Source organism: Methanolobus sp. ZRKC3 (assembly GCF_045291275.1).
In the GTDB taxonomy this organism is placed as follows: Archaea; Halobacteriota; Methanosarcinia; order Methanosarcinales; family Methanosarcinaceae; genus Methanolobus.
On the sequence record NZ_CP146982.1, the window covers coordinates 92,881 to 115,248 of the forward strand.

Here is a 22,368-nt window from a genome sequence, read left to right on the forward strand (position 1 = left end):
GTCTGCAGTTTCGTATTCCTCCACAGACATATAGTCCGTATTGGGATCCACAAGCTTTAAGCTAAATATTGAAATCCTTATGAATGTGCCTAATATCGTAGCATAATTATTGTTCATGTACCACCAATTCACAATTGATTTAGTTAATATACACGATAGTATTTGTGTATACAATCATAACCATTCCATTCATGTATTATTATCTAATTGGATAATATTCGTTTTGTTAATTCCAACATATATATTCTTTTCTAAATTATTCCACTATTAGAGTAATCACATAATTATTATGATGCCAATCGCTCGAGTGGAACTAAATAAAACTTAAGAAAAATAAAAAAAGAAAAAAGGCGCTTTTTCAGCCTAAAAAGCGCCGACTAAATGTTTAGAACTTCCTCCTTCTCCAGAATCCTACGTAAATAGCTCCAACTAAGCCAACCACGAAGACTGAAGCCAGTATGTCCGAACCTGTGAATGAAAAATTACTGGCCTCTGGTTCACTGACACTTTCCTTTGTCATCTCATACCCTTCTACATAGTTATCAGGAGTTGATTGCTGTGTATCCTGTGCCTGTGAGTCCATATTCATTCCTGCACCAGCATTAGATTCTTGTGTTTGATTGGATGATCCGGACCCGGAGTCCACGACCTTCAGCTCGGTTCCAGTTTTACTACTTGAACTGCTTCTGGATGTTGTTGCTGTTTCGAGTTGCTGTGCTTGGAACTCTGGTCTTTTGGTTGCATCAAACATTTCTTTCTTGTATGCATCCTGCACTTTCTGGCTAACTCCGGCTGCTCCCATATTGCCTTGCACAAAATCGTCTAGCAACGGATTTCCGCAGGTGTGATGACAACATGTGGCTCCATTATCTGCAACTGCTTCCATATACTCGTTCACGAGTTTGTTGACAACATCATCCGGGAGGTCAATGTATCCTTTACGTACACCTTCCATTATCCTGCCTGTTATGGACTGATAGGCTCCGGGGTTGTTTGCATTGAAGAACTCCTTCATTTCATCATTTATGTATGTGTTATACACGGTTTCCCACATACTGTCGTCAACAAGTTCCGGACTGCATACTTCCCATCCCCAGAGATTGTCCACGAATTCTGACATCATTCTTCCACCTGCATAACCTGATCCTTTCATGCCTTCTATCCATTTATCGTTGAGATACCTGGAGCGCAGGTTTGTGTTCAGATATTTCTCCATGGTGACCATTCCTCCATTTTCAGAATTCCTTGTATCTGAAATATACATGTCTGGTGTCTTACCGGATACATATCTGGTTGCAAGATTAAGGCCTCCGAAGTACTGGAATACATCATCGTTGTCCAGTGTGTCATAGAGGTTGGATGAATCTGAATGTACCGAAGCATCAACATTCATTAGATTTTCTTTGAGAAGGTCAGAACATTGCTGTCCCCATAATTCAGTACCATATGCATATCCCATCTTATTCAAGTAAAGCTCTCCTATCTGAGCTTCATCATCCCATGTCCCGCTTGCTTCTATGGCATTGGAAATACCTATTTCATAAGTACCGTCTCTGACAGCAAAGCAACGCATTGTCGAAATTTGCTCAGCGGTCTCATTGTCATATCCTGCATCTATCAATGCCTGTTTTATTGACATTGTACTCTGGTTCACATAGTTGGTATAGTTGCCAGGGGGAGCCATATTTGCGTATCTCACTGCCTCATCTATCATCTTGAGCTTGTCAGGAAATGCGTCTCTCATTCCTGCAGTTGCATAGACTACATCAATACGGGGTCTTCCTGGGTAATCACCATAACCTGGTTCCAGCTCTGATTCGTTCATCAATACAAGGCCTGTTACCTGCTTGGATGTTTCATCCCATACTGGTTTTACTCCAAGCATGTACAGCATTTCAGCCTCAAGGGTGCCGTGGTCCCTTATGAACTCCACTCCAAACCTTGAGAATGATATTTTTCTTGGATATTCGCCATGTTTGTCATAGTAGTCTTCCAGCAGGTCCTGTGCGAGTCTGGAGCCAAGATCCCATGTAGTTTGTGAAGGGTACAACCTTGAATCGACACCATAGAAATTGCGACCTGTAGGTACAGAATCTGTATTCTGGATAGGATCCCTTCCGGGTCCCGGTGGTATAAATCCTGCATCCAGGGCAAGAATCACGCGATCAAGTTCAGCAACAGATAAAAGAAGGTTATCCCTGTGAATAATTCCCTTTTCAAGGAATGTGCTAACTGAAGAATCATTGTATCCATATACCATGTCCTGTGCATCTGTAGCGTTTGTATTGTTGGTGGTAACTTCCCATACCATCCAATCAATTTTTGTGTCATTCAGGGGTATCCCAAGTGGATACTCAGTAGTATTCGAATAGAATATACTGGATATCTGATTTTCAAAACTGCTTCCAAGCATTGATCTTACCATTACAGACATTTGGTCATCCTGTGGTCCGCTTTGGTTCATGGGTGGGACTTCTCCAAGTACATGGAAACCATATGGGATGTTTTCCTCGGAAATTACTTCAAGGTACTCATGGAGTACATTCTTGACAAAAATCTGGAACTGTGCATCATCTGCCCTATAGGTTTCTATCATGGCCTCATCCACATCAAGATCCTTATGGAGGTTGAGTTCTATCATCTGGTTAATTATAGTTTCTCGATAACCGTCTCTTACCTCATCTGCAATTGCAGGATCATAGTACTCCTGAATGTTTGCGGCTATTTCTGCCATCTCAGCATGCAATCCTCCACGTTCAAGGGTTGGTGTGAGGTGGTCTATGATCAAAGCATTTCCGCGGTATTCGGCTGTCAGTCCTTCACCAACATTAGCTACGATATATGGATATATGTTAGGCATATCCTGTAACAGAAGTGGTGCCCAGTCTGCTGTCCTGTTCATTCCATATGCAAGTCCTGGAAGCCATTCATGTGTACCGTGGGTACCCATATGAATGATAGCATCGGAATTCCATTCGTTATTTATCCAGAGATAGAACGCTATGTACTGGTGTGGTGGAGGTACAATGGAACTGTGATACATTGTATTATCATTTTGAAGGAAACCACGGGCTGGCTGCGGCATGAGCCATACATTTCCACACTGCACAGCAGGGATTACAATGTATTTTCCGGTTTCATTTTCCCATATCATAAGTTTTTTATCATCAGGCATATCCTCAGACCATGGTTCTCCCCATTCATTGATCACGTCATCTTTAAGATTCTGGGGTAACTCATTCTCAAACCATTGCTGATAATCTTCCATAGGGATAAGTTGCAGTCCCCATTCAGTACGGTTGTTCACCATTTCATCAAGGACACCTGGTGCCCAGGAACCTGCATTAATTCCCTGTTCCTGGATCATTTCCAGAAGATGTGTGCTGTTTTCAGGAACATTGGTGAGATTGTAGCCACTCTCATTCATTTTGTTGAGCAGGTTCATCATACTTGACATTGTATCCAGGTAACTGGCTCCGATATTATCCTTGCCTGACGGATAGTTGTAATAGACCACACCAACTTTTTTATCTTCATTATCTTTGCGTTTGAGTTCTGTCCATTTGATGGAGCGGTTTACCATCCAATCAATCTGTGCAGGATTTGGTTCGTATTCATAGACGCCGTATTTTATTTTCTTACTCTCACCCAGTACTATATATTCGAAAATTCCGTCTATATTTGGACTTACTGTCTTCCTTACGGCTTCTTCATTAGAGATGCCTCTGTTCGCATCCGCTGGATCGCCAGAGTCTGGATCTGCGACCATGCCCTTCAATACAGGAACATTAAGATTTGTCAGCTCGGATAAACCATATCCCTCATATTTGTTTACATCCAGTCCAAAGCTTTTGAGTGATATCATACACTGGACCAGTGGCTCTCCACTCTCATCACAGTAATAACCGCTGATGTCATAGAATGTATCAAAACCAGCTATTACATTGCAGCCCTTGCTTTCAAGATCATATATCAGGGCGTTGACAACCTGCGTGTTACCGTCTTTGTAATCTGCTTTATGGAACCATATACCAACTGTAGGTTTAGAAGAATCATATGTCCAATGTTCGCCATTGGATTCATTCTGATACCAATTAAGGTATTGGCTGGTATTATCAAACCAGTATACGTCTGCATCCGGGTGATAGATTCCCTGTGGAAGTATTATGGGTGGCTCACATTCCCAAGCAGATGTGAGTGCCGATTTATTTCCATAGGTCTTTGCAAGATGGACAACAAAATTCTCGGCATTGGTCTTCAGGAAATCCTCTTTTGTACCCATATTGTAGAAATACTTCTCTGTATCATTTTCGTAGGGTTCAGTCCCACTAAATGTATAATCATAAGGGGAAGTATCAATATAACTTGTAATATCTACAAGTGTAGTTCCATTAGATTTTGCTTTCTCTATCTCTCCAGAGAACTCGCTATATTTGGAACCCCACAGCATGTAGGTAAATATAGCATCCTGATTGCTCAGATCAATACTTGATAGGTTACTCTTTGTTGTAAAATATTGAACATTTATGCTTTCGTTATAAAGGTTTGAAAGGCTGGCATATTCAATTACTGCTGCATCATCATAGGTGATGATGGTTACATTTACATGGTTCTCGTCTGCCGATACTACACCTGTTAATGCTACTAGTAACAATAGGCTTAATACTAATGTCGATTTTATTTTCCTTTGCATGTTATCCCCCGATAACGTGTACAGAGCACTTCGAGATCGCCGCCAAGCATATTCGAAGTGCTCAAACACTTTGTTTTAATTCTATACTCCAGATCAGGCTAGCAAATTTGAAACCAAAAATGCTTTTACCTGAATTGATCTGATTATTTAATCATAATTTCATATTTCAAATTGAAACATTAAGTAAACATAAATTGTTTTAATGTAAGTAAACCTGTATTATATTCGAAAAAAAATTAACCTGCGGTTTCGTTGCCCTCTTCCTCCGGCACATAGACCACCCTGCCATCAGCAAGCTTGTAGGCTGTACCAAGAGCCTCGCCTGAACCTCCACCTATCTGGTCTGTCATATTCATGACCTCAATGGGCTTTCCCTTTTCCTTGATAATTATCTTCATATCCTTTTGTCCCGGATTCTTTACGATAGTGATATCTTCCGTGGGACTGAGCAGTTCAGGCAATTGGTATGACATGACCAGTGCCACCAGAAGAGCTACCGAGAAGACCATGGCAATATCGAAGAGATTGGCAACCCCTGTTAGGGGGTTCTGCTCATCTGCATTATCGATAAGTCCTCTTCGTCTGGACCTTCTTGGCTTCATTTCTCAACCTCAAGTGTATCCAGGATATAATCAATATCAGCCATATCCTGCCAGTACCATCTCTTCCTGACCTGGGTAAGTACATAGCCAATAGTTCCTGCAAACAAGCCCACAACAGTTGTAGCAAAGGCAATCATAAGGTTCTCAGCAAGCTGTCCGATATCACCTGATGAAAGACCGATAAGTGCCGGCCCAAGAGGGATCAAAGTCCCCATCAAACCAAGCATAGGAGAAATAGTTGCAACGATCCTTGTCTGTTCAAGTCTCTTTGCCATCCGAATCTCATACTCCTGTGCCAGCCACTCGATGGAAGGGATCATGTTTTTCTCAAGATGCTTTGCAGAATCCTGTGCAAAATTCCTCACCATGAAGTTCTGTTCCAAATTACGAAGTGAACCTGCAGCGCTCTCAAGATCATTTTTGCCAACACCAGTTCTGACATCATCGCAGCATTTCTGTAGATTGCTCACATCGCGATTCCTTTTTGCATACTCCGAAAGGAACTCTCCGATTAGCATCAGGGAGAATACCACAAGTAACAACAGAATGATCACTACCGGATATAGCAGTGAAGACGAAAAAGTGTATAAAATACCAAATATAGAAGACGTAGTATCCATTTTTATTGACCTCTCACGTTATTAAGAACAAATCCTCCAATGATGAATATTAAAAAGAAGAACATGGGAATTATGTCGATCTCTCCTCCAGAAACTGCAGCGATGTTCAGCTGTTTTGCTTTGATATATGCTGGAACTATCATGGCTCCAAGCAGATAGAATATCCCAAGGAACATCATTACGGTTCCAAGATCCTCCGGGCTTCTGTTCATCTTCCTGAAAACAAAAGTGGAAGATATGACTGATACAAAGAAAACGATCCCTACCAGAAAACCAACCTTAAGTCCTGTGGTCTCAAGGCTTGATGCAAGTATCATACAGGAAACAAAAAGAGCAGTCAGGCATACCGGACAAGGGATTGATATCACCATGAATGTCTTCTTCGAGACATCATGCCCGCATGACCATTTTTTCTGAGTGTAGACTCCAGCTGCTATTAAAATAATTGCGATAAAGACATGTAATGTCATTCCAAGGCTGGATATTTTTTCAAGGTAGGACTGGTCGACAAGTCCAACCAGACTGCCAAGCACTATGGATATGATAAAGTATCCAGTGGCAAGGATAAACACATCTCTTCTTCTGATGTTTGCAAATCCGCAACCGACTCCTGTTTTTAGTCCAAAGATGAAAATTCCTATGAGTATGCCTACTACTGCAGCGTAAATGTTGTTCATGTACCACCAATTAAATGTTTTTATTCTCAATATACACACACGTTTCTTGTATATACGTATGAGTACTTTTTTAACTATCATTATCTATAAAGATAACACTTTTAATGAACGCATTTATCTATATAAGTCTATCTGGTTATGGTTTTAATCAAAAGTTTATATAATTATAATGATGTCTGTTAAAAACTCTGCCTTAAAAAGACAGTCATATCTTTGGAAATACACAATAAAAATATAGAGTATCAAAAACAGCAATCGATTGTCTGAAACAGATATACATTCTTTCAGATATCTCGATCAGGCATAAATGAAAATCAGAATAAAATGAAAAAGAAGATCACAGCTCTATGGCTGTGATAATGAAAAAAGTTATTTCTTGAATTCGGTGTAGCCGCACTTTCCGCAGGCACGCCTGTCCTTGTGTTCTGCAAGGAATACTCCCTCGCCGCAGCGTGGGCATGACTGGCGGGTACGTTCGATTGAATCGCCGCTGACCTTAAAGTAATCTTTTACTGCCATTTGTGTCACCTCATTCCTCAGCTGCTTCCTCAGCCTCAGCCTCTGGAAGTGCATTTCTTTCAAGGATGTAATCCTTTTCTATCTGCTTCATACGGTCAGCTGTCTCGTAGATCTTAAGGTAGCCTTCAAGTTCCTGCTTACCGAACTCGTTCTCCATCTTCTGGATGATCACGAGCTCAAGAGGTACATTGAGCATAGCTGCAACTTTTGCTTTAACATCGTTCCTGGATGGTGTTGCACCGTCAAATGCAACGGTGATGTTTAATTCACGCCTGTTGATGAGTGCGTTGTTATTATCTTTAATGATGTTGATGTCCATCTAATTTCCTCCAAATGGTCCTTATTTTTTCATCATGGTCCTGTTCTTCAACTATCTTGCTTAACAGATCCCTGATTTCTTCCTTCTTTGATTTAGTAATTTTTACGAGTACAACACCCTGACCTGGTTGTCCGTATAACACGGCTGAACCTTCGGGTGCCATTAGGATTGCGGGTAAAGCTGCAAGGTCTTCTTCGCCGCGCACAAATATCCTGACATTTTCATCTGAATCGATTGCACTACCAATTGCATCTATCAAATCTTCGGTTATTACCCCTGCTGGATTGTCAACAGATATTTCTTTGAAGCCTTCATGCTTTGTGCCCACCACGACCCGGTCTGAAGCTGGCTCGCGTTTTGTCCGGTCATCCACTATTAGTATGTCCGGTATGATGTCTATATTGAGCAAGTGGAATGTAGTAACATCACCCACGGATATAAGTTTTGTGGGACTTTCCAGGTCCATGGAAAGTTTTGTTACCGCTTCATCCCCGGCGCCAGTGTACAAGACGCCAAAAACATTGCGAAAAAGTGGCCGGAGTATTTCCGGCAAAACAAGTTTCAATCCCAAACTAGCGCACCTTCAAAGCGTATTTGTCCGCTACTTTGACATCGATCTTCTTTGCTATTTCCGAGCGTTCAGGATCAATGATGACAACCATTCCGCTCCAATCGGAACTCAAGTTACTGGAACTACATATAGGGCATGTCTGACCTGTAATTACACGGTGGCATTCCCTGCAAACCTGTTCACTCATATAATTGTCTCCTGGATTATTCTTCCTGATCGGATTTTGGTCTTCTGGCTTCTTCTAACCATTCCATCTTTCCAAGTGAATGCTGTCTCATTGTAAGACCGATCTTGCTTTCTCTTGGTTCCCTTTCATTGATGCTCACTGCGACGATCCTGGTTCTGATCTTGTCTCCTTCTGAGAGTGATCTTCCGCCTGTCTTGCTTGTCAGTCTGCCGTTCTTCCCATCATATGACATGAAATCGTCTGTGATCTGACTCACGTGTAAAAGACCATCCATTGCACCTATGCTTACAAAAGCACCGAAGTCCACGGTTTCAACAATTTCTCCTTCTATGACTTCCTGTATCGTTGGTACGAAGACTATAGAATCGAATTTCACATCGTAATATACTGCTCCATCTCCAACAAGGATGTGTCCTTCTCCGATAGTGTCGATCTTAGTAACAGCTACAATTGCACCGATATTCTTATCGATCCTACCTTCCAGTTTCTCTTTCAAGGCAGCTTTCACATTTTGCTCAACATCTCCGCCCAGAAGGTTTGGTGCTACACGAATTGTGTCGGCAAGCTTCATCTTTTTGTACATGTGATTAAAACTCCAAAGATCCCATTATAAATATTATATTTCGGATAAATCTTAAAAGCGCCTATGATATTATGGCCAATCTGCTTTTTTGACGCAGACATATGACTGAAATGTCTTTATCTTCCAGTCTTTTCCGAAGGCCTATATCATTGGTAAGCACTGCTGCTGAAAGGTTACTGGCAAGATCAACGATCGCATCATCTGCATATCCTCTAGTTTCAAAGATCTCACATCTTTGGGCGAGTGCTTTTGCAACCTTTACAGCCGTTTTATCTTTTCCTTTCAGTTTCCTTTCCAGATTATCCAATTCATTGATGACAGAAAGCGGCACAATGAAGCTGTCGAATCCAAGTCTTTTGAGTTCTTCAAAAATATCGACATTGAATTGAACAGGTATCATCAGGGCATTCGTGTCTATTATTACCTTCAATTCTTAATTACCCCTACACCGATAAGGCGCCAGCGTGAACCAACACGTCTGCTAATTGCAACTTTTGAGTCGATCTCAGCACAGACAGGTCTTTTAAGCTTAACTTCAGCAATGTCTTTTCTTGCGCTGGTGACAATTCCTACGGTGGTTGCGGTACCAACATTGATCATCAGAGGTTCACTTGTCTTGATCTCTCCGATCTCTTCCTCGTCTGTAACACCAACAACTCTTTCCAAAAGGTGCAATTCGAGCTTAAGTGAATCGTGGGTTGGTGGTAATGTTCCAGGTAATCCTGCAACTTGGCCGGTAAGTTTATCGGATTTTGTAAGTGTAGGGTCAAGACTGGTTCCTACGGCAAGAAGTCCTCCTGGAGTTGCTTCCTCGACATTCTCTTTTCCGGCAACTATCTTTGTAACCTTGGTGAAAATAGGCTCCCATCTGGTGGTTCCATCGCTTTCGACCTTAATTCCCGGGCGTATCTCAAGTTTATCAGCTGGGTGCATTTGTCCTGCTGTAAGTGTACCGCCGATCACACCACCGGAAATTTGCTTGATAGAAGTGCCTGGTTTGTTGATATCGAAAGATCTCGCAATAAGCATGTGAGGATTCTTTTCCATCTTGTGCGCTGGTGTTGGTATCATTTTTTCCATTGCCATGATAAGTGCATCTATGTTTACGTTCTGCTGGGCAGAAATAGGTACAATAGGCACACCCTCAGCGACGGTTCCCTTGACAAACTCCTTTATCTGATGATAGTGTTCGACGACCTTCTCCTTTGAGACCAGATCGACCTTATTCTGCACAACGACCAGATTCTTGATGCCTATGATGTTAAGTGCCATCAGGTGTTCTTTGGTCTGGGGCTGCGGGCACTCCTCATTGGCTGCAATAACAAGTATCGCTCCATCCATGATGGCTGCACCTGAAAGCATTGTTGCCATAAGCGTTTCGTGGCCTGGTGCATCGACAAAGGATACTGTCCTCATTTCTTCGGATGGTTCGTCACATTCATCGCATTTCTCAGCAACTGTATAGCACTGGGGCTCCGGGCAATTTGGACACTTTCTGAAAGTCGTATCTGCATATCCTAATCTAATGGATATTCCACGCTTCATCTCTTCGCTATGCGTATCTGTCCATACTCCGGACAGCGCGCTAACAAGTGTAGTTTTTCCATGGTCGACATGACCCACCATGCCGATATTAACACAAGGTTGACTCAATTTTTGATTTCCCTCCCAGTTGGGCAATGATCTAAAAGTGTAATTATTTGATAAGATAATCTATCTATTATCTGCAATTTAGATTTCTGTAATCATTCAATTTATCATATTTAAATGATTTCGAACAATTATGTATATTCATAGATATGAAGTTCGCCTTTATTCATTTCATCATGTAAATAACTTGCCATGCAAAAAGCGACTCGATATATTAAAACATAGTCAATTTGTAAATGTGACATTCATTTCACAATATTTCCGAGTGCTTCCCGGATCCTCTCCTCTCTCTGGAATATCTTTTCGATAATTATTCCTTGAGGTGTTATTTTGAAACTCATGGGTTCCAGGGTTAAATTGGTGCACCTCATTTTTGGAATATAGAGTTGTCGTACTCCTTTTCCATTTTTCTTGTCCCTGTTTATGTAAAGCATGATAGTTCCGAAAGCGATATGCTCTGCTATATTATTTTTAATCCCTGCTTCTTCCTGCCCCATCAAAAAAAGGCTAGTACATTTCTTGTTTGATAGTATGTCGTTGATGGCAAAGAATTTGTCCGCAAACTCTTCGGTATCATGATATAATGCCAGCATGTCCAGATTATCTATTACCACGATTTCAACATCATTATTTATGTCCTGTACAGTTTCAACACTATCCTTTTCAACAAATCCGATGCCACTTCCCATTCTTGATGCATTGCTGATCTTGCTGGTTCTTATCTCAAAAGATTTGATGATAAGCAGTCTTCCATCGTCAGTAAAGGGCTTGAAATCAATTCCTATACTTTCTGCCTGCTCAAGAAAACTCTCTACATTTGTATTGGTGAGTATAAGCATACACTTTTTTCCATCCAGGCATGATCGATGGAGGTAATATATTGAAAGTATTGTCTTTCCTGTACCCGGGGAGCCACTTACAAGAATGCCTTGGCCCTTTGGATACCCGCCTTCAAGAATAAGGTCAAGCTCTTGTATTCCTGTTGGTACTCTATCGCTGGACATGCATAATTAAATGTACTCACTTATATAAAAACAATGTTATGTCAATAAGCTCAATGTATAAAGTACTTGTATTGTGTAAAAAAGAGCATTGGTAAAAACCAATGCTTTTGGGTTTATTGAACTTAAGTTATGATCTTGTCGAGCTGTCCTGTCTCAATAGCTCTTCTGATCTCAAAAGAAACACGCCTTCCGCTACTCATTGGTTTGCGCCAGAGTGTGTTTCCGTATGGGTGTCCTACTGACATATGGACGTTAGTGCCACCGCCAACCCTTGGAGCTACATCATATATGTGGAAGTTAAGATCCTTATCAACACATGTTTGCAGACAGAAAGGACCTATGACGCCTGGATCATAGTGCTTCTTAGCTGCTTCGATGTATTTCTCTGAGAGTCTGAATACTTCCTCAAGCAATGATTCCCTAAGTGTTGCAGAATTGTGTCCACACACTGTGTATTCAGGTGTAAGCTGGTGCTCTGCAAGTTTCATCTGCTGTGGTGCGGGTAATCTGACATGACCATCAAGACTTGTTTCGAATCTCCAGTCTATTCCAAGTATCTCAAGCTTGCTCATTTCGGACTCAATTGGTGAGTAGAACATGTCAAAATTGAAAACCGGTCCGATAACATATCTCTCGATCCTCGCATCATCAAGGGCTTCCTGTGTGATGACTCCCTGTCTGAGAAGTGACTGTGACTTTTCAAGATACTCTTCATATGTTCCTGCGGTGAAGAATCCTCTTTCCAGTTTCTTGACAGCGTGGGGTAATTTGACCATTACAAGCTCATCGATATCCTGTGGATCATTTATTCTTTCAGGGAAGGGCAGTCCTGCCTTCTCAAGAAGCCAGTAATAATCCTGATCAAGTCCTCTCTCTTCACTTCTGAGCATGTTCCTGCTGCCTACAAGAGGCACCTTGAAATCATTCTCGACAGCATCTATGCTGCAATAGGATGTGAATGAACGGTTTGGGATAAAAAGCACATTATCCTCGATCATCTTCTTCTGGATCTCTGGCTTGAGAACCTCATTGAATTTGTCAAGGCAAACGGATTCGTCCACAATGCCCCTCAATATATTTCCGTTTGTATCTCTCTGGGACTTGAAGTAATCTGTATAGGTCTTTTCACGTCCATTTTGGCAAACAGCCAGGGTTCTGAAATTCTCTTCGATCGCACCATCAAAGACATCAAGTGCGGAGTGTGAACCTACTGCTGCTATCTTTATTTTATCAGCGTCATAACCTTCAACAATTTCTATGATCTCTTTCCTGTCTATCATTGTATGGCCTCGATTTATCTCCTCTGATAGTATTTGACATTAATAAACCTGTTCACATCAACAGAGTTATCCCTGCATCAAAGTTCAAACGTTCAACTTTTCAGTATCCGATCTAGATGCCTGTTACTAAATATATGAAAATTGGAGTTATGAATGTCTCGATAAATGCGGCAATGAATACCAGCGGAAAGACCCAATGGAAGAAGAATTTGATGTCTCTTACAAGTTCATCTTTCAGATTTACGTTCTTTCCAATAATAAGTAGCATCAATTGGTGCCCAAGCTTGAATCCCATGGCAGATGTTAGCAACAGCATCGGAATCTCAATGATCCCGTGAGGTACAAGTCCTGCTATAATGAAAAGCGGTCCGTTCTCTATTACCTGCAAATGGATGAAAACTCCGAGTACGAAACCGTTCAATATGAGGAATCCAAGAGGAACTATCCCGAAAATGACTCCCGAGAGTATTGTAATGAACATTTTCACAGCATTATTGACAAAGATCAACAGCATTATTTGAATTGCTGACATGTCCCTTAGCATTTCTGCAAGTTCTTCAAGTCCCGAAAGTGATCCCAGCGCGTAATCCGGAAAAAGTCCGTATGCTATATAGCCTGCAATACTTGATAATATGAGCATCAACGTACTTACCAACAGATATGGTTTAAGTTCGTCAATATAGGCTAGGAGCATCTCTTTTTTATCTTCGCTGTGCATAGCATCAAATTCCAAGTGTCATTCTTATTGTGTTCCTGCATGCCGGAGCTAGTCCGAGTACTATTATTACAAGTTTGAGGAATGTTCTCAGGGTCTTTGATTCATCATCCTCATTGAATTCTTTGTCAAGTACATATATTACCGATATGAATATAAAGAGTTTTAATGGATACATAACAAAGGCCGTGCCAGTGAGGTCTATGAGGTATGCTGGCACCACATGTTTTTCGTAGTAACCAAGAAAATCAATACCTGCAATAGTTGATGAGGCATCAAGCAGGTGTACCCAGAGTATTGACAGATTAAGCTTGTCCTTTAACATCGTCGAGCCAATTTTGTCAAACAGTATATAGGCAAGATATAGTATCAGGCTTGCAGCCCCTATAACAAATATCGGTACCCATGGAAGTTCAACATTCTCCAGGTATAGGAGAATTATGACGTTGACAAGAAACCATCCGCTCCCAAAATATGCAAATATCTTGTGAAAATCCTTACTTTTATCCATCCGGTGAATCCACTTTGCCATAATCAGGAACATCACAGTGATGAAGAAGACTACAAAGTAGATGGTTGGGGTTATGAACAGATAGCTCAGGGGTGCATTCAATGACCCGGAATCCTCTATTACTCGAAGCGATGAGCCTGCCAGTATAAAAGGTATAACTGAAGCTACGAAGCGATCAGTAATTTTGATGTCCATCTTTTTTAACAGTTTCACAACTCCGAAAATACAGATTCCCAGAATTATGGCCCAGGTTATTGTGTTAACAACATTGTAACCACTATCCTGTAATATGGGTTCAATGTAGTACTCATTGATTGCCTGGCTTGCTTTTTCTAATAATGAATTCATTATGATCACAGCAGTAAGATAATATAGGTCTTAATACAACTAACATTTAATAGTTTATGGGAAACAGAGTCCTTTAACAGCAGTTTTTGTTTCTGGAATAGTGACATTCCCTTAATTGAAACTACCTTATCATTTACTAATTAATCATTTACCAATTTAACTCAGGGGTAGAAGTGAATTGATTCCGATGAAAGATGGAATAAAGAAATGGATGCAACTTCCAAGGGATGTCATGGTAGGTCATGGTGTGATCTACGATATCAAGGATGTTTGTAAAGATCTGAAACTTGGAAAGGACCCTCTCATTGTTACTGGCAGGAACACAAAGAAAATTGCAGGTGACATTGTTCGTGATTCGCTGAATGACTGTGGATATAATGCCAGCATATCTATTTCACAGGAAGCCTCTCTATCAGAAGTTGAAAAAATTAAAAAAGAGGCAATTGAGGCAGGTTCTTCTTATCTTTTAGGTGTGGGGAGCGGTAAGTCTATAGATGTGGCAAAGCTTGCAGCTACTGAGATAGATGTTCCTTTTCTGAGTGTTCCTACGGCTGCATCCCATGACGGGATCGTTTCCTCGAGGGCTTCCATTCGACACAATGGAAAAACAAGTTCAATCGAAGCGAATGCACCCATGGCTGTCATCGCTGACACGGAGATCATTTCAAATGCACCCTATAGATTGCTTGCAGCAGGTTGTGCGGATATCATTTCCAACTATACTGCAGTAAAGGATTGGGAACTGGCACATCGCTTGCGAAATGAGTCTTTCAGTGAATATGCATCTGCTCTTTCTCTTATGACTGCTAAGATCCTCATTGAATCAGCAGATTCTATAAAGTTCGATATTGAGAATTCTGTAAGGGTAGTTGTCAAGGCCCTTGTTTCCAGTGGCGTTGCCATGAGCATTGCAGGTTCTTCAAGACCGGCATCAGGTTCGGAACACATGTTCAGTCATGCACTGGATATGATCGCACCAAAACCTGCCTTACATGGCGAGCAATGTGGGGTTGGAACTATCATGATGATGTATCTTCAGGGTGGCGACTGGAGGCGGATCAAGGACTCTCTTGCAATAATCGGGGCACCAACCACAGCTGAAGAACTTGGTATTGAAGATAAGTATATATTAGAGGCGCTTCTAGTTGCACATAAGATTCGTCCTGAAAGGTACACTATACTCGGAACAGGCTTGACGCCTGAGGCAGCCGAAAATATTGCGCGCATCACAAAGGTGATCTCATAATTTATTCATAATCATTCAATTATTTAGGTGATCATATGACTGATAATAATACTATAATTACATTAATTGGCTCACGAATCGCAAAGGATGGCGAGGATTTTATTTTTCTGGGGGAGTCGCGTGAGTGCCAAAAATGCAAACTCAAAAAAACATGCCTTAACCTCGAATCAGGTCGCAGGTACAGGGTTGTAAATATCAGAAGCGACACGGTCCATGAATGTTTCATTCATGATGGCGGTGTTCTTGCTGTTGAGGTGGAGAATGCTCCTGTTCTGGCAGTAGTTGATTCTAAAAAGGCAATAGAGGGCGCAAGAGTAAGCTATGAGAAGCCAAAATGTGAGGAGTACGGCGATAAACTCTATGATCTCATGAACCCCGAAGGCCTGAAGTCCGGAGATAAGTGTATAGTTGTCAAGGTTCTGGAAAGCATTGACGAAGAAAGTGCACCAGGATGTTCCCTTAAGAAAGTAGAATTAAAGTTGTAATTGCTCGGGAATATTTTTTGTAGTGCAATAAAAATAGTAGCTTACATAAAAACATAAAAGTGAATTTATTTAATATTGAGGTAATTAAATGTCTGGTAAGGAGGATGAATCACTTCATCATGAATTTTACACCCAGGAGCGCTGGAACAACTGGTTGAATCAGGTCAGAGAGAGTGATTTTAAGTTAGAGGAGTCTGAAGAGCCCCAGGGTGCGGAAGGTGCCATTTTCGTCAACATGGAAGATGACATAATTCTCGCATGCCTTAAGGTAATCGCAAAGTTTGATAAAGAGCAGATATCTGCAGAGTCAACTCTTGAAATACTGATGGATATCAGGGATATGGTGCTGGCTGAGATAGAACCTATCTCTGAGGATGTGGATATGATGATCGCATCTCTCCAGACATCCCTCATGGGTGGATTTGCAGCATTCGAATGCTATGTGGGCGGTGACTATGATAAGACGGACAAGATTGCCGCTCTGGTCAAAAAAGCCATCAAGGCAGAAGAATCCGATGATGTGGAAATGGTCATTGATGCAATTGCACATATAGGTGCACTTGTTCTCAGCGGTAAAAGGCTTACTGAAAAGACGCTGGAGAAAGTTCCATATGGTCTTGTGGCAGAATGGCTTGACGGAATTGAGTCAATATCCGCTGCAAAGGTAGGTGCTGACAGTTACAAGAATGATGAAGCATATGATGGTCGTCTCTGACCATCTCTTTCATTCTTTTCTTTCATATCAATATTTAATTGATACTTAATTGATATTTATTGCAGCAATTTTTTATTATCTGATCTTCCATGCATACTATACTATCTGAAAAATCAAGTGTTGCAGTTCTTGATCTGACGCATGCGGGTCTGATCATCGCACAGAAACTTGCAGAGCTTGGCATGAATGTGACTGCAGTTGATGTTTACGGAACTGTCGATGATGATACTTTGTCTGCACTTGAGAATGAATATGATATCATAACTTCCAGAGTACCTCTGAAGGTTGACAATTTTGATCATATTGTGAGTCCTGTGCACCTTGATCCTGAATATGAGATGCTCGTCTGTGCAAGGGATGCAGGTAAGAGCATAATAAGCCATCACCAGATCGTGGGAATGATCGTTCTTGAGAGCAAAAAACTTGAGGGTTCAAAGGTAATTGAGATCACAGGTTCAAAAGCCAAGACAAGCTCTGCTTCACTGCTTGCAGATATGCTTTCGCGAAATATGGTGGTTGTGTTACATACTTCCAGAGGGTTGGAGTTATGGGAAAACGGTATTGCTAAAAAGATATATTCCGGGCTCAGTATTGCTCCTGGAAGTATTCTCCTTGCTATTGATCAGCTTGAATCAGAAGGGATTAGTGCAGACTGCTACATCTTCGAAGTTTCTATAGGTGGTACTGGAATTGGGGATCTGGCTCTTATAACAACACTGGAGCCTGACTACTCAATTGCAAAGTCCAGCTCTCTGGCAAGTGATGCAAAACTTCAGATGGTCGAATACGGGAAAACCGGCGGTCTTATCGCCCTGAATTCCCGGGATGAAAAGGCCATAAAGAAGGCAGAGGAACTTGGTAGGGATATTTTCACCTTCAGCGATTCAGAAAGTCTTGACGCGGACCTTCATATCTCTTTTGATGGCAAGACCGTATCAATTGTCTCAAAGGACTTTGCTGTGAATGCTACTGTGAATCCTCTTTACAATGCTTTTTCTTACACTACGGCCTTTGCAGCCTCAGGTGCTATTGCCCTTAACATGGGGCTTGATGCAAAAACCATTGCTGATGTAATTTCCGGTTTCATCGGTCTTGCAGGAAGGATGCAGGAGAAGGAACTTGATGGCAGGATGCTGATAGACAATTCCAATTCAGGCATGGATATCAAGTCTGTGGAAAGAGCTCTGGATTTTGGTCTTTCCAGGACAACCGGCAAGGTGATAATGGTTCTTGGGGAGGAGGCTGAGCAGGTTTGTGAGGGACTTCCGCCTGAAGATGTGGCAAACTTTGTCAATCGCAGGATATCTGATATTGATGAGCTTATCCTTGTGGGGGAGCGTATGCACAACCTATTCCCCGAAAAGGCAATTTATGCTTGCAGTATTAACTCCGGTCTTGAAAATGGACAATCAATTTCCCAGGAAGGGGACCTTATTCTTTCCTGTGTGAAATGCTTCAGGTAATACTTTCAATTTAAATTCTTCTGACTCTGACCGTTGCTTTTATAATCTAATGAATTAGATTATGCAGAAAATTAGTGCATTGTAAGTATACTATTTAACACGATTATTACAAAACATAATAATCAATTTCTTATTATAACTGAAACAATTACGTGATACTATGGCGGAAAAGGATATATCTATCATACATCCGCGGCCAAGCTCCATTGTGGCTGCGTTATACACTTTACGCGATCTGAATGTTGATGTGGCTGTTCTTCACGGTCCACCTGGCTGCTCTTTCAAACATGCCAGGCTTCTGGAAGAAGATGGGATACATGTGGTCACAACAGCACTTGATGAAAACGGTTTTGTTTTTGGTGGTCGTGAAGAGCTATCTTCCCTGCTGAAAAAGGCAAATGAAATGTTCAGCCCTAAACTCATAGGTGTTGTAGGCACCTGTGCCAGTATGATCATTGGCGAGGAAATGCGTGAACCTGTGCAGGATGCAGGCCTTGACGTGCCGGTCATTGAGGTGGAAGTGCATGCAGGTTATCCCAATAATACCAAGGGTGTTCTGATAGCTCTGGAATCAGCTGCGGAAATCGGAATAATCGACACAGATGAGCTGGAAAGGCAGAAACACCTGCTTACCGAAGCTACAAACGTGGAAAAGCGTCATGGTGCTGCAAGTAAGGAATACCTGGAACCATCAAGGGGCGATGTGAAGTACAAGGTTGCAGAGAGGATAATCGAGCTTCTCAAGGAAGGCAAGAAAGGTATTACCATCATGAATGCCAAGAAGGAAACCGGTTACATGTTTGCTGATATCACCGTTGCCATTGACGAGATCGCCAAAAAGCTTGGTAAAGTAGATAATGTTGTCAATATGGCAAATATTGATGATTCACTTGGTCTCCCCCGTGTACGCCAGCACGCAATTAACATCAAGGATGGCTTTGAGGAAAGCGGCACTATTATCCATGAGAATATTGGTGGAATGGATGAATATCCCATTACAGGTGATCTGGTAAACGATCTTATAAAAGAAAAATACAGCGATTATGACTTTGCTGTTATCACAGGTGTGCCACATGCCATACCAATGGACGCCCTCTCAGGAATGGAGGTAATTTCGGTGACCAATGGTCCAAGACAGGTCCATCCGCTAAAGGATATGGGTCACAAATATGTGATCGTTGAGATTGACCTGCATCCAAAGACACTTGGCGTTAGCAAGATAGTTGAGTCAGAGTTCGGTGCAACCATGCGCGAGCTTGCAAAGGATATGCTGGATGAGAATTAAGAGGTGTCAAGATGGGTGAGCAAAAAAGAATAGCTATCTATGGAAAAGGTGGCATTGGTAAATCCAGTACAGCTTCAAATGTCGCAGCAGCATGTGCCGATGAGGGTTATAAAGTAATGATAATCGGATGTGATCCAAAGAGTGATTCATCCATTACGCTTCTGGGTGGTAGGAGGATACCAACTATCCTTGATCTGTTAAGGCAGAAGATCGACATCAAAGAGGAAGATATTGTCTTTGAAGGCTATGGCGGAGTCCAGTGTGTAGAGGTAGGCGGTCCGGAACCAGGTATAGGATGCGCTGGTCGTGGTATCATCGTTGCCATACAGAAACTGACTAAGATGTCAAAATCAATTAATGATATGGACCTCATCATCTATGATGTGCCAGGAGATATCGTGTGCGGTGGCTTTGTTGCGCCAATACGCAAAGGTCTTGTTACAGAGGCTTATATCCTGACATCAGGTGAGTACATGCCTCTTTACGCTGCAAATAACATCTGCAAAGGTCTTGCCAAAATAGATACGCCACTTTCAGGTATCATCTGTAATTCCAGAAGTGTGAGCCGTGAAGAGGAAATAGTCGGTAAGTTCTCAGAAGAGATCGGCAGTGACATGATAGCATTCATACCCAAAGTTCAGATCGTGCAGGACTGCGAAAGGGATGGTTTCTCTGTGCTTGAAAAGGCACCTGATTCCGAGATCGCACAGGTCTACCGTGACCTTGCAACAACGATCATGTCCAATGAGAGTTCTGTAATGCCCAAAGCCCTTGATGACGAAAGGCTTCGTGAACTTACAAGATAAGTGATCAGATGTCAATTTGATAGGAATGGTTCTAATGCCGGAAAGCCCATCGAACACGGATCAGGTTAAGTCCAAGGAAATACCCCGGATACTTCTTTCCGCGGGCAGCTCATCTTCCGGTAAGACCACCATTACCATTGGCCTGCTGGCAGCTCTTACCGAGGCAGGTTACAATGTCCAGCCATACAAAGTTGGGCTGGATTACATAGACCCCAGTTATTATTCTGAGATAACCGGAAGGAGAGCCCGTAACATAGATGGTTTCCTCATGGACGAGGAAGCTGTCAGGGATGTGTTCATCCATGGCGCAGAAGTCGATGGCGAGGCTGATATTGCCATAATCGAGGGTGTGCGTGGCCTTTACGAAGGTTTTGATAGTTTTACTGATACAGGTAGCACAGCACAGATAGCCAAGATCCTGAAATGCTCTGTTATACTCATAGTCAATGCAAGGAGTATCACCCGCTCAGCCGCTGCTCTTGTGAATGGTTACAAGGATTTTGACAAGGATGTTCACATAGCAGGTGTCATCTTGAACAACATAGGCGGTCCCAGGCATGCAAAGAAGGCAACCGAGGCTATAGAGCACTACACAGGCATACCGGTCATAGGCGTGATACGCCGCAATAGCTCCATGAGCATATCCATGAGACACCTTGGTCTTGTCCCTGCAATAGAGGAGCGTCGCAGGGCAGATAATTTCGATGAAAGAATCGATTTCATCAAGGATACCATCAAGAAGGGCGTTGATATCGACAGGATGCTGGATATCGCAAGGTCAGCACCGAAGCTTGAAAGACCATCAACAACAATGTTCTCCGAAAGGAATATCGAGGGCAAAAGACCTGTCATCGGTGTTGCTCTTGATGAAGCTTTCAATTTCTATTATCACGATAATCTTGAACTGCTGCAGTTGGCTGGTGCAGACCTAGAATACTTCAGTCCCATTCATGACAGCAAGCTTCCAGATGTGGATGCTCTTTATCTTGGTGGCGGATATCCTGAACTTTACGCAGCGGAGCTGGAAGCCAATGTTTCCATGCGTGGGGATATTAAAAAAGCATCAGAGGCAGGTTTACCCATCTATGGTGAATGTGGCGGCCTGATGTATCTTACTGAAAGACTGACCACCGGAGTTCAAGGCGAAGGTGCCCATCACATGGCAGATATGCCTGAATCCACCCATGAGATGGTAGGTGCGCTTCCAGGTCACAGTCTCATGGGGCACAAACGTGTTGTAAGCTACAACATAGGTTCCCTTTCAATGGACACTGTAATAGGCAAGACTGGTGATTCCTTCAAGGCACACGAGTTCCATCACTCTGAGGTCACTGAATTACCTGAGGATGCTAAATTTGTCATAAAACTCTCAAGGGGTACAGGTATCATAGATGGCTGGGATGGCCTGACAGTGAACAATACTCTGGGTTGCTATGCCCATCTGGTGGCAAGTTCCTACAGGGAGTTTGCGCCGAGTTTCGTGGACTTTGTGATGAATGTCTAATTTTTTTAGGAAACTATTTAAGGATTGATTTTGAAAGTTAAATCTCTTATTAAATGAACTGAGATATTTGGAAAATCCATGAATAGTACCGAACTTAACACCTATTTTAACAATATCGACTGGAAAAAGCTGGTCGTTTCGATTCTTATTTGCAATGTTGCCGGATTGGCTGGCCTGTTCTTCACCATGCCTTTGGTCTTTGGCTGGTATGAATCTCTGGTAAGGCCTTCTTTTGTGCCACCAAACGAGGTGTTTGGCACAGCTTGGTCGGTTCTTTATATTCTTATGGGAATCTCTCTGTACCTGGTATGGGAAAAAGGCTGGTCTGAGCGGAAAGTAAAGGTCGCAATGGGTTTTTTCGGAATTCAATTGTTCCTGAATTTCCTCTGGCCCGTATTATTCTTCGGAATGCAGTCTCTGGTTCTTGGACTGGTGGATGTGATCCTCTTATGGTTTGCGATACTTGTCACTATACGGTACTTCTACGCTATATCAAAAAAAGCCGCATTACTGCTCGTACCCTACATAATGTGGGTTTCCTTTGCAGTAATAATGAATTATTATTTTGTGATCCTAAATCCCTGA

The 22,368-nt window shown here is 42.1% G+C and carries 23 protein-coding genes; 8 read left to right on the forward strand and 15 right to left on the reverse strand.

Annotated elements, in window-relative coordinates; translation table 11 throughout:
* Nucleotides 1–385 precede the first annotated feature (385 nt).
* From V7O66_RS00430 to V7O66_RS00500, 15 genes are all read right to left on the reverse strand, one after another.
* Nucleotides 386–4,693, reverse strand: coding sequence for a cobaltochelatase subunit CobN (locus V7O66_RS00430; protein ID WP_406661024.1), 4,308 nt, complete (start codon nucleotides 4,691–4,693; stop codon nucleotides 386–388).
* Nucleotides 4,694–4,929: 236 nt separating this feature from the next.
* A complete protein-coding gene (locus tag V7O66_RS00435; RefSeq protein ID WP_406661025.1) occupies nucleotides 4,930–5,295 on the reverse strand; it encodes a DUF2149 domain-containing protein in 366 nt (121 codons plus the stop codon).
* Nucleotides 5,292–5,915 (reverse strand): MotA/TolQ/ExbB proton channel family protein, encoded by a 624-nt coding sequence (locus tag V7O66_RS00440; protein WP_406661026.1) that lies wholly within the window; start codon nucleotides 5,913–5,915, stop codon nucleotides 5,292–5,294. Before V7O66_RS00440 ends, V7O66_RS00435 begins: the two co-directional genes overlap by 4 nt.
* A 2-nt stretch (nucleotides 5,916–5,917) precedes the next feature.
* Entirely contained in the window at nucleotides 5,918–6,592 is a 675-nt protein-coding gene (locus tag V7O66_RS00445; protein ID WP_406661027.1) for a DUF2162 domain-containing protein, read from the reverse strand.
* Nucleotides 6,593–6,961: 369 nt separating this feature from the next.
* Nucleotides 6,962–7,111 carry a 30S ribosomal protein S27ae gene (locus V7O66_RS00450; RefSeq protein WP_406661028.1) on the reverse strand — a complete coding sequence of 50 codons (150 nt, stop codon included), beginning with the start codon at nucleotides 7,109–7,111 and terminating at the stop codon, nucleotides 6,962–6,964.
* A 10-nt stretch (nucleotides 7,112–7,121) separates the two neighbouring features.
* Complete coding sequence (locus V7O66_RS00455) at nucleotides 7,122–7,430, reverse strand: 30S ribosomal protein S24e (RefSeq protein WP_406661029.1); 309 nt, start codon at nucleotides 7,428–7,430, stop codon at nucleotides 7,122–7,124.
* Nucleotides 7,411–8,001, reverse strand: coding sequence for a GTP-dependent dephospho-CoA kinase family protein (locus V7O66_RS00460; RefSeq protein WP_406661030.1), 591 nt, complete (start codon nucleotides 7,999–8,001; stop codon nucleotides 7,411–7,413). The genes V7O66_RS00455 and V7O66_RS00460 overlap by 20 nt, the downstream gene beginning before the upstream one ends.
* Before the next feature lies 1 nt (nucleotide 8,002).
* Nucleotides 8,003–8,188 carry a transcription elongation factor subunit Spt4 gene (spt4, locus tag V7O66_RS00465; RefSeq protein WP_406661031.1) on the reverse strand — a complete coding sequence of 62 codons (186 nt, stop codon included), beginning with the start codon at nucleotides 8,186–8,188 and terminating at the stop codon, nucleotides 8,003–8,005.
* Nucleotides 8,189–8,204: 16 nt separating this feature from the next.
* Nucleotides 8,205–8,771: a DNA-directed RNA polymerase gene (locus V7O66_RS00470; RefSeq protein ID WP_406661032.1), complete on the reverse strand. Its 567-nt coding sequence runs from the start codon at nucleotides 8,769–8,771 to the stop codon at nucleotides 8,205–8,207.
* A 61-nt stretch (nucleotides 8,772–8,832) separates the two neighbouring features.
* A complete protein-coding gene (locus tag V7O66_RS00475; RefSeq protein ID WP_406661033.1) occupies nucleotides 8,833–9,201 on the reverse strand; it encodes a DNA-binding protein in 369 nt (122 codons plus the stop codon).
* The gene (locus V7O66_RS00480) at nucleotides 9,198–10,424 is read right to left on the reverse strand and encodes a translation initiation factor IF-2 subunit gamma (protein ID WP_406661034.1); all 1,227 of its coding nucleotides are present in this window, start codon (nucleotides 10,422–10,424) and stop codon (nucleotides 9,198–9,200) included. Before V7O66_RS00480 ends, V7O66_RS00475 begins: the two co-directional genes overlap by 4 nt.
* A gap of 242 nt (nucleotides 10,425–10,666) precedes the next feature.
* Entirely contained in the window at nucleotides 10,667–11,425 is a 759-nt protein-coding gene (locus tag V7O66_RS00485; RefSeq protein ID WP_406661035.1) for an RAD55 family ATPase, read from the reverse strand.
* A gap of 122 nt (nucleotides 11,426–11,547) precedes the next feature.
* Nucleotides 11,548–12,705, reverse strand: a complete 1,158-nt coding sequence (locus tag V7O66_RS00490) for a formate--phosphoribosylaminoimidazolecarboxamide ligase family protein (RefSeq protein WP_406661036.1) — start codon at nucleotides 12,703–12,705, stop codon at nucleotides 11,548–11,550.
* Between the two features lie 112 nt (nucleotides 12,706–12,817).
* The gene (locus V7O66_RS00495) at nucleotides 12,818–13,423 is read right to left on the reverse strand and encodes a stage II sporulation protein M (protein WP_406661037.1); all 606 of its coding nucleotides are present in this window, start codon (nucleotides 13,421–13,423) and stop codon (nucleotides 12,818–12,820) included.
* Between the two features lie 4 nt (nucleotides 13,424–13,427).
* Nucleotides 13,428–14,279, reverse strand: coding sequence for a DUF63 family protein (locus tag V7O66_RS00500; RefSeq protein WP_406661038.1), 852 nt, complete (start codon nucleotides 14,277–14,279; stop codon nucleotides 13,428–13,430).
* A gap of 187 nt (nucleotides 14,280–14,466) precedes the next feature.
* Between V7O66_RS00500 and V7O66_RS00505 the strand changes: the two genes are divergently transcribed.
* From V7O66_RS00505 to V7O66_RS00540, 8 genes are all read left to right on the forward strand, one after another.
* The gene (locus V7O66_RS00505; protein ID WP_406661039.1) at nucleotides 14,467–15,525 is read left to right on the forward strand and encodes an NAD(P)-dependent glycerol-1-phosphate dehydrogenase; all 1,059 of its coding nucleotides are present in this window, start codon (nucleotides 14,467–14,469) and stop codon (nucleotides 15,523–15,525) included.
* Nucleotides 15,526–15,560: 35 nt separating this feature from the next.
* Nucleotides 15,561–16,010, forward strand: a complete 450-nt coding sequence (locus V7O66_RS00510; protein WP_406661040.1) for a UPF0179 family protein — start codon at nucleotides 15,561–15,563, stop codon at nucleotides 16,008–16,010.
* 88 nt (nucleotides 16,011–16,098) lie between these two features.
* Complete coding sequence (locus V7O66_RS00515; protein ID WP_406661041.1) at nucleotides 16,099–16,725, forward strand: DUF2150 family protein; 627 nt, start codon at nucleotides 16,099–16,101, stop codon at nucleotides 16,723–16,725.
* Between the two features lie 89 nt (nucleotides 16,726–16,814).
* A complete protein-coding gene (cfbE, locus tag V7O66_RS00520) occupies nucleotides 16,815–18,188 on the forward strand; it encodes a coenzyme F430 synthase (RefSeq protein WP_406661042.1) in 1,374 nt (457 codons plus the stop codon).
* A gap of 160 nt (nucleotides 18,189–18,348) precedes the next feature.
* On the forward strand, nucleotides 18,349–19,473 hold the full coding sequence (gene cfbD / locus V7O66_RS00525; RefSeq protein ID WP_406661043.1) for a Ni-sirohydrochlorin a,c-diamide reductive cyclase catalytic subunit: 1,125 nt from the start codon (nucleotides 18,349–18,351) through the stop codon (nucleotides 19,471–19,473).
* Nucleotides 19,474–19,484: 11 nt separating this feature from the next.
* The gene (cfbC, locus tag V7O66_RS00530) at nucleotides 19,485–20,279 is read left to right on the forward strand and encodes a Ni-sirohydrochlorin a,c-diamide reductive cyclase ATP-dependent reductase subunit (RefSeq protein ID WP_406661044.1); all 795 of its coding nucleotides are present in this window, start codon (nucleotides 19,485–19,487) and stop codon (nucleotides 20,277–20,279) included.
* A 25-nt stretch (nucleotides 20,280–20,304) separates the two neighbouring features.
* Nucleotides 20,305–21,783 carry a Ni-sirohydrochlorin a,c-diamide synthase gene (gene cfbB / locus V7O66_RS00535; protein WP_406662695.1) on the forward strand — a complete coding sequence of 493 codons (1,479 nt, stop codon included), beginning with the start codon at nucleotides 20,305–20,307 and terminating at the stop codon, nucleotides 21,781–21,783.
* Nucleotides 21,784–21,861: 78 nt separating this feature from the next.
* The gene (locus V7O66_RS00540; protein ID WP_406661045.1) at nucleotides 21,862–22,368 is read left to right on the forward strand and encodes a TspO/MBR family protein; all 507 of its coding nucleotides are present in this window, start codon (nucleotides 21,862–21,864) and stop codon (nucleotides 22,366–22,368) included.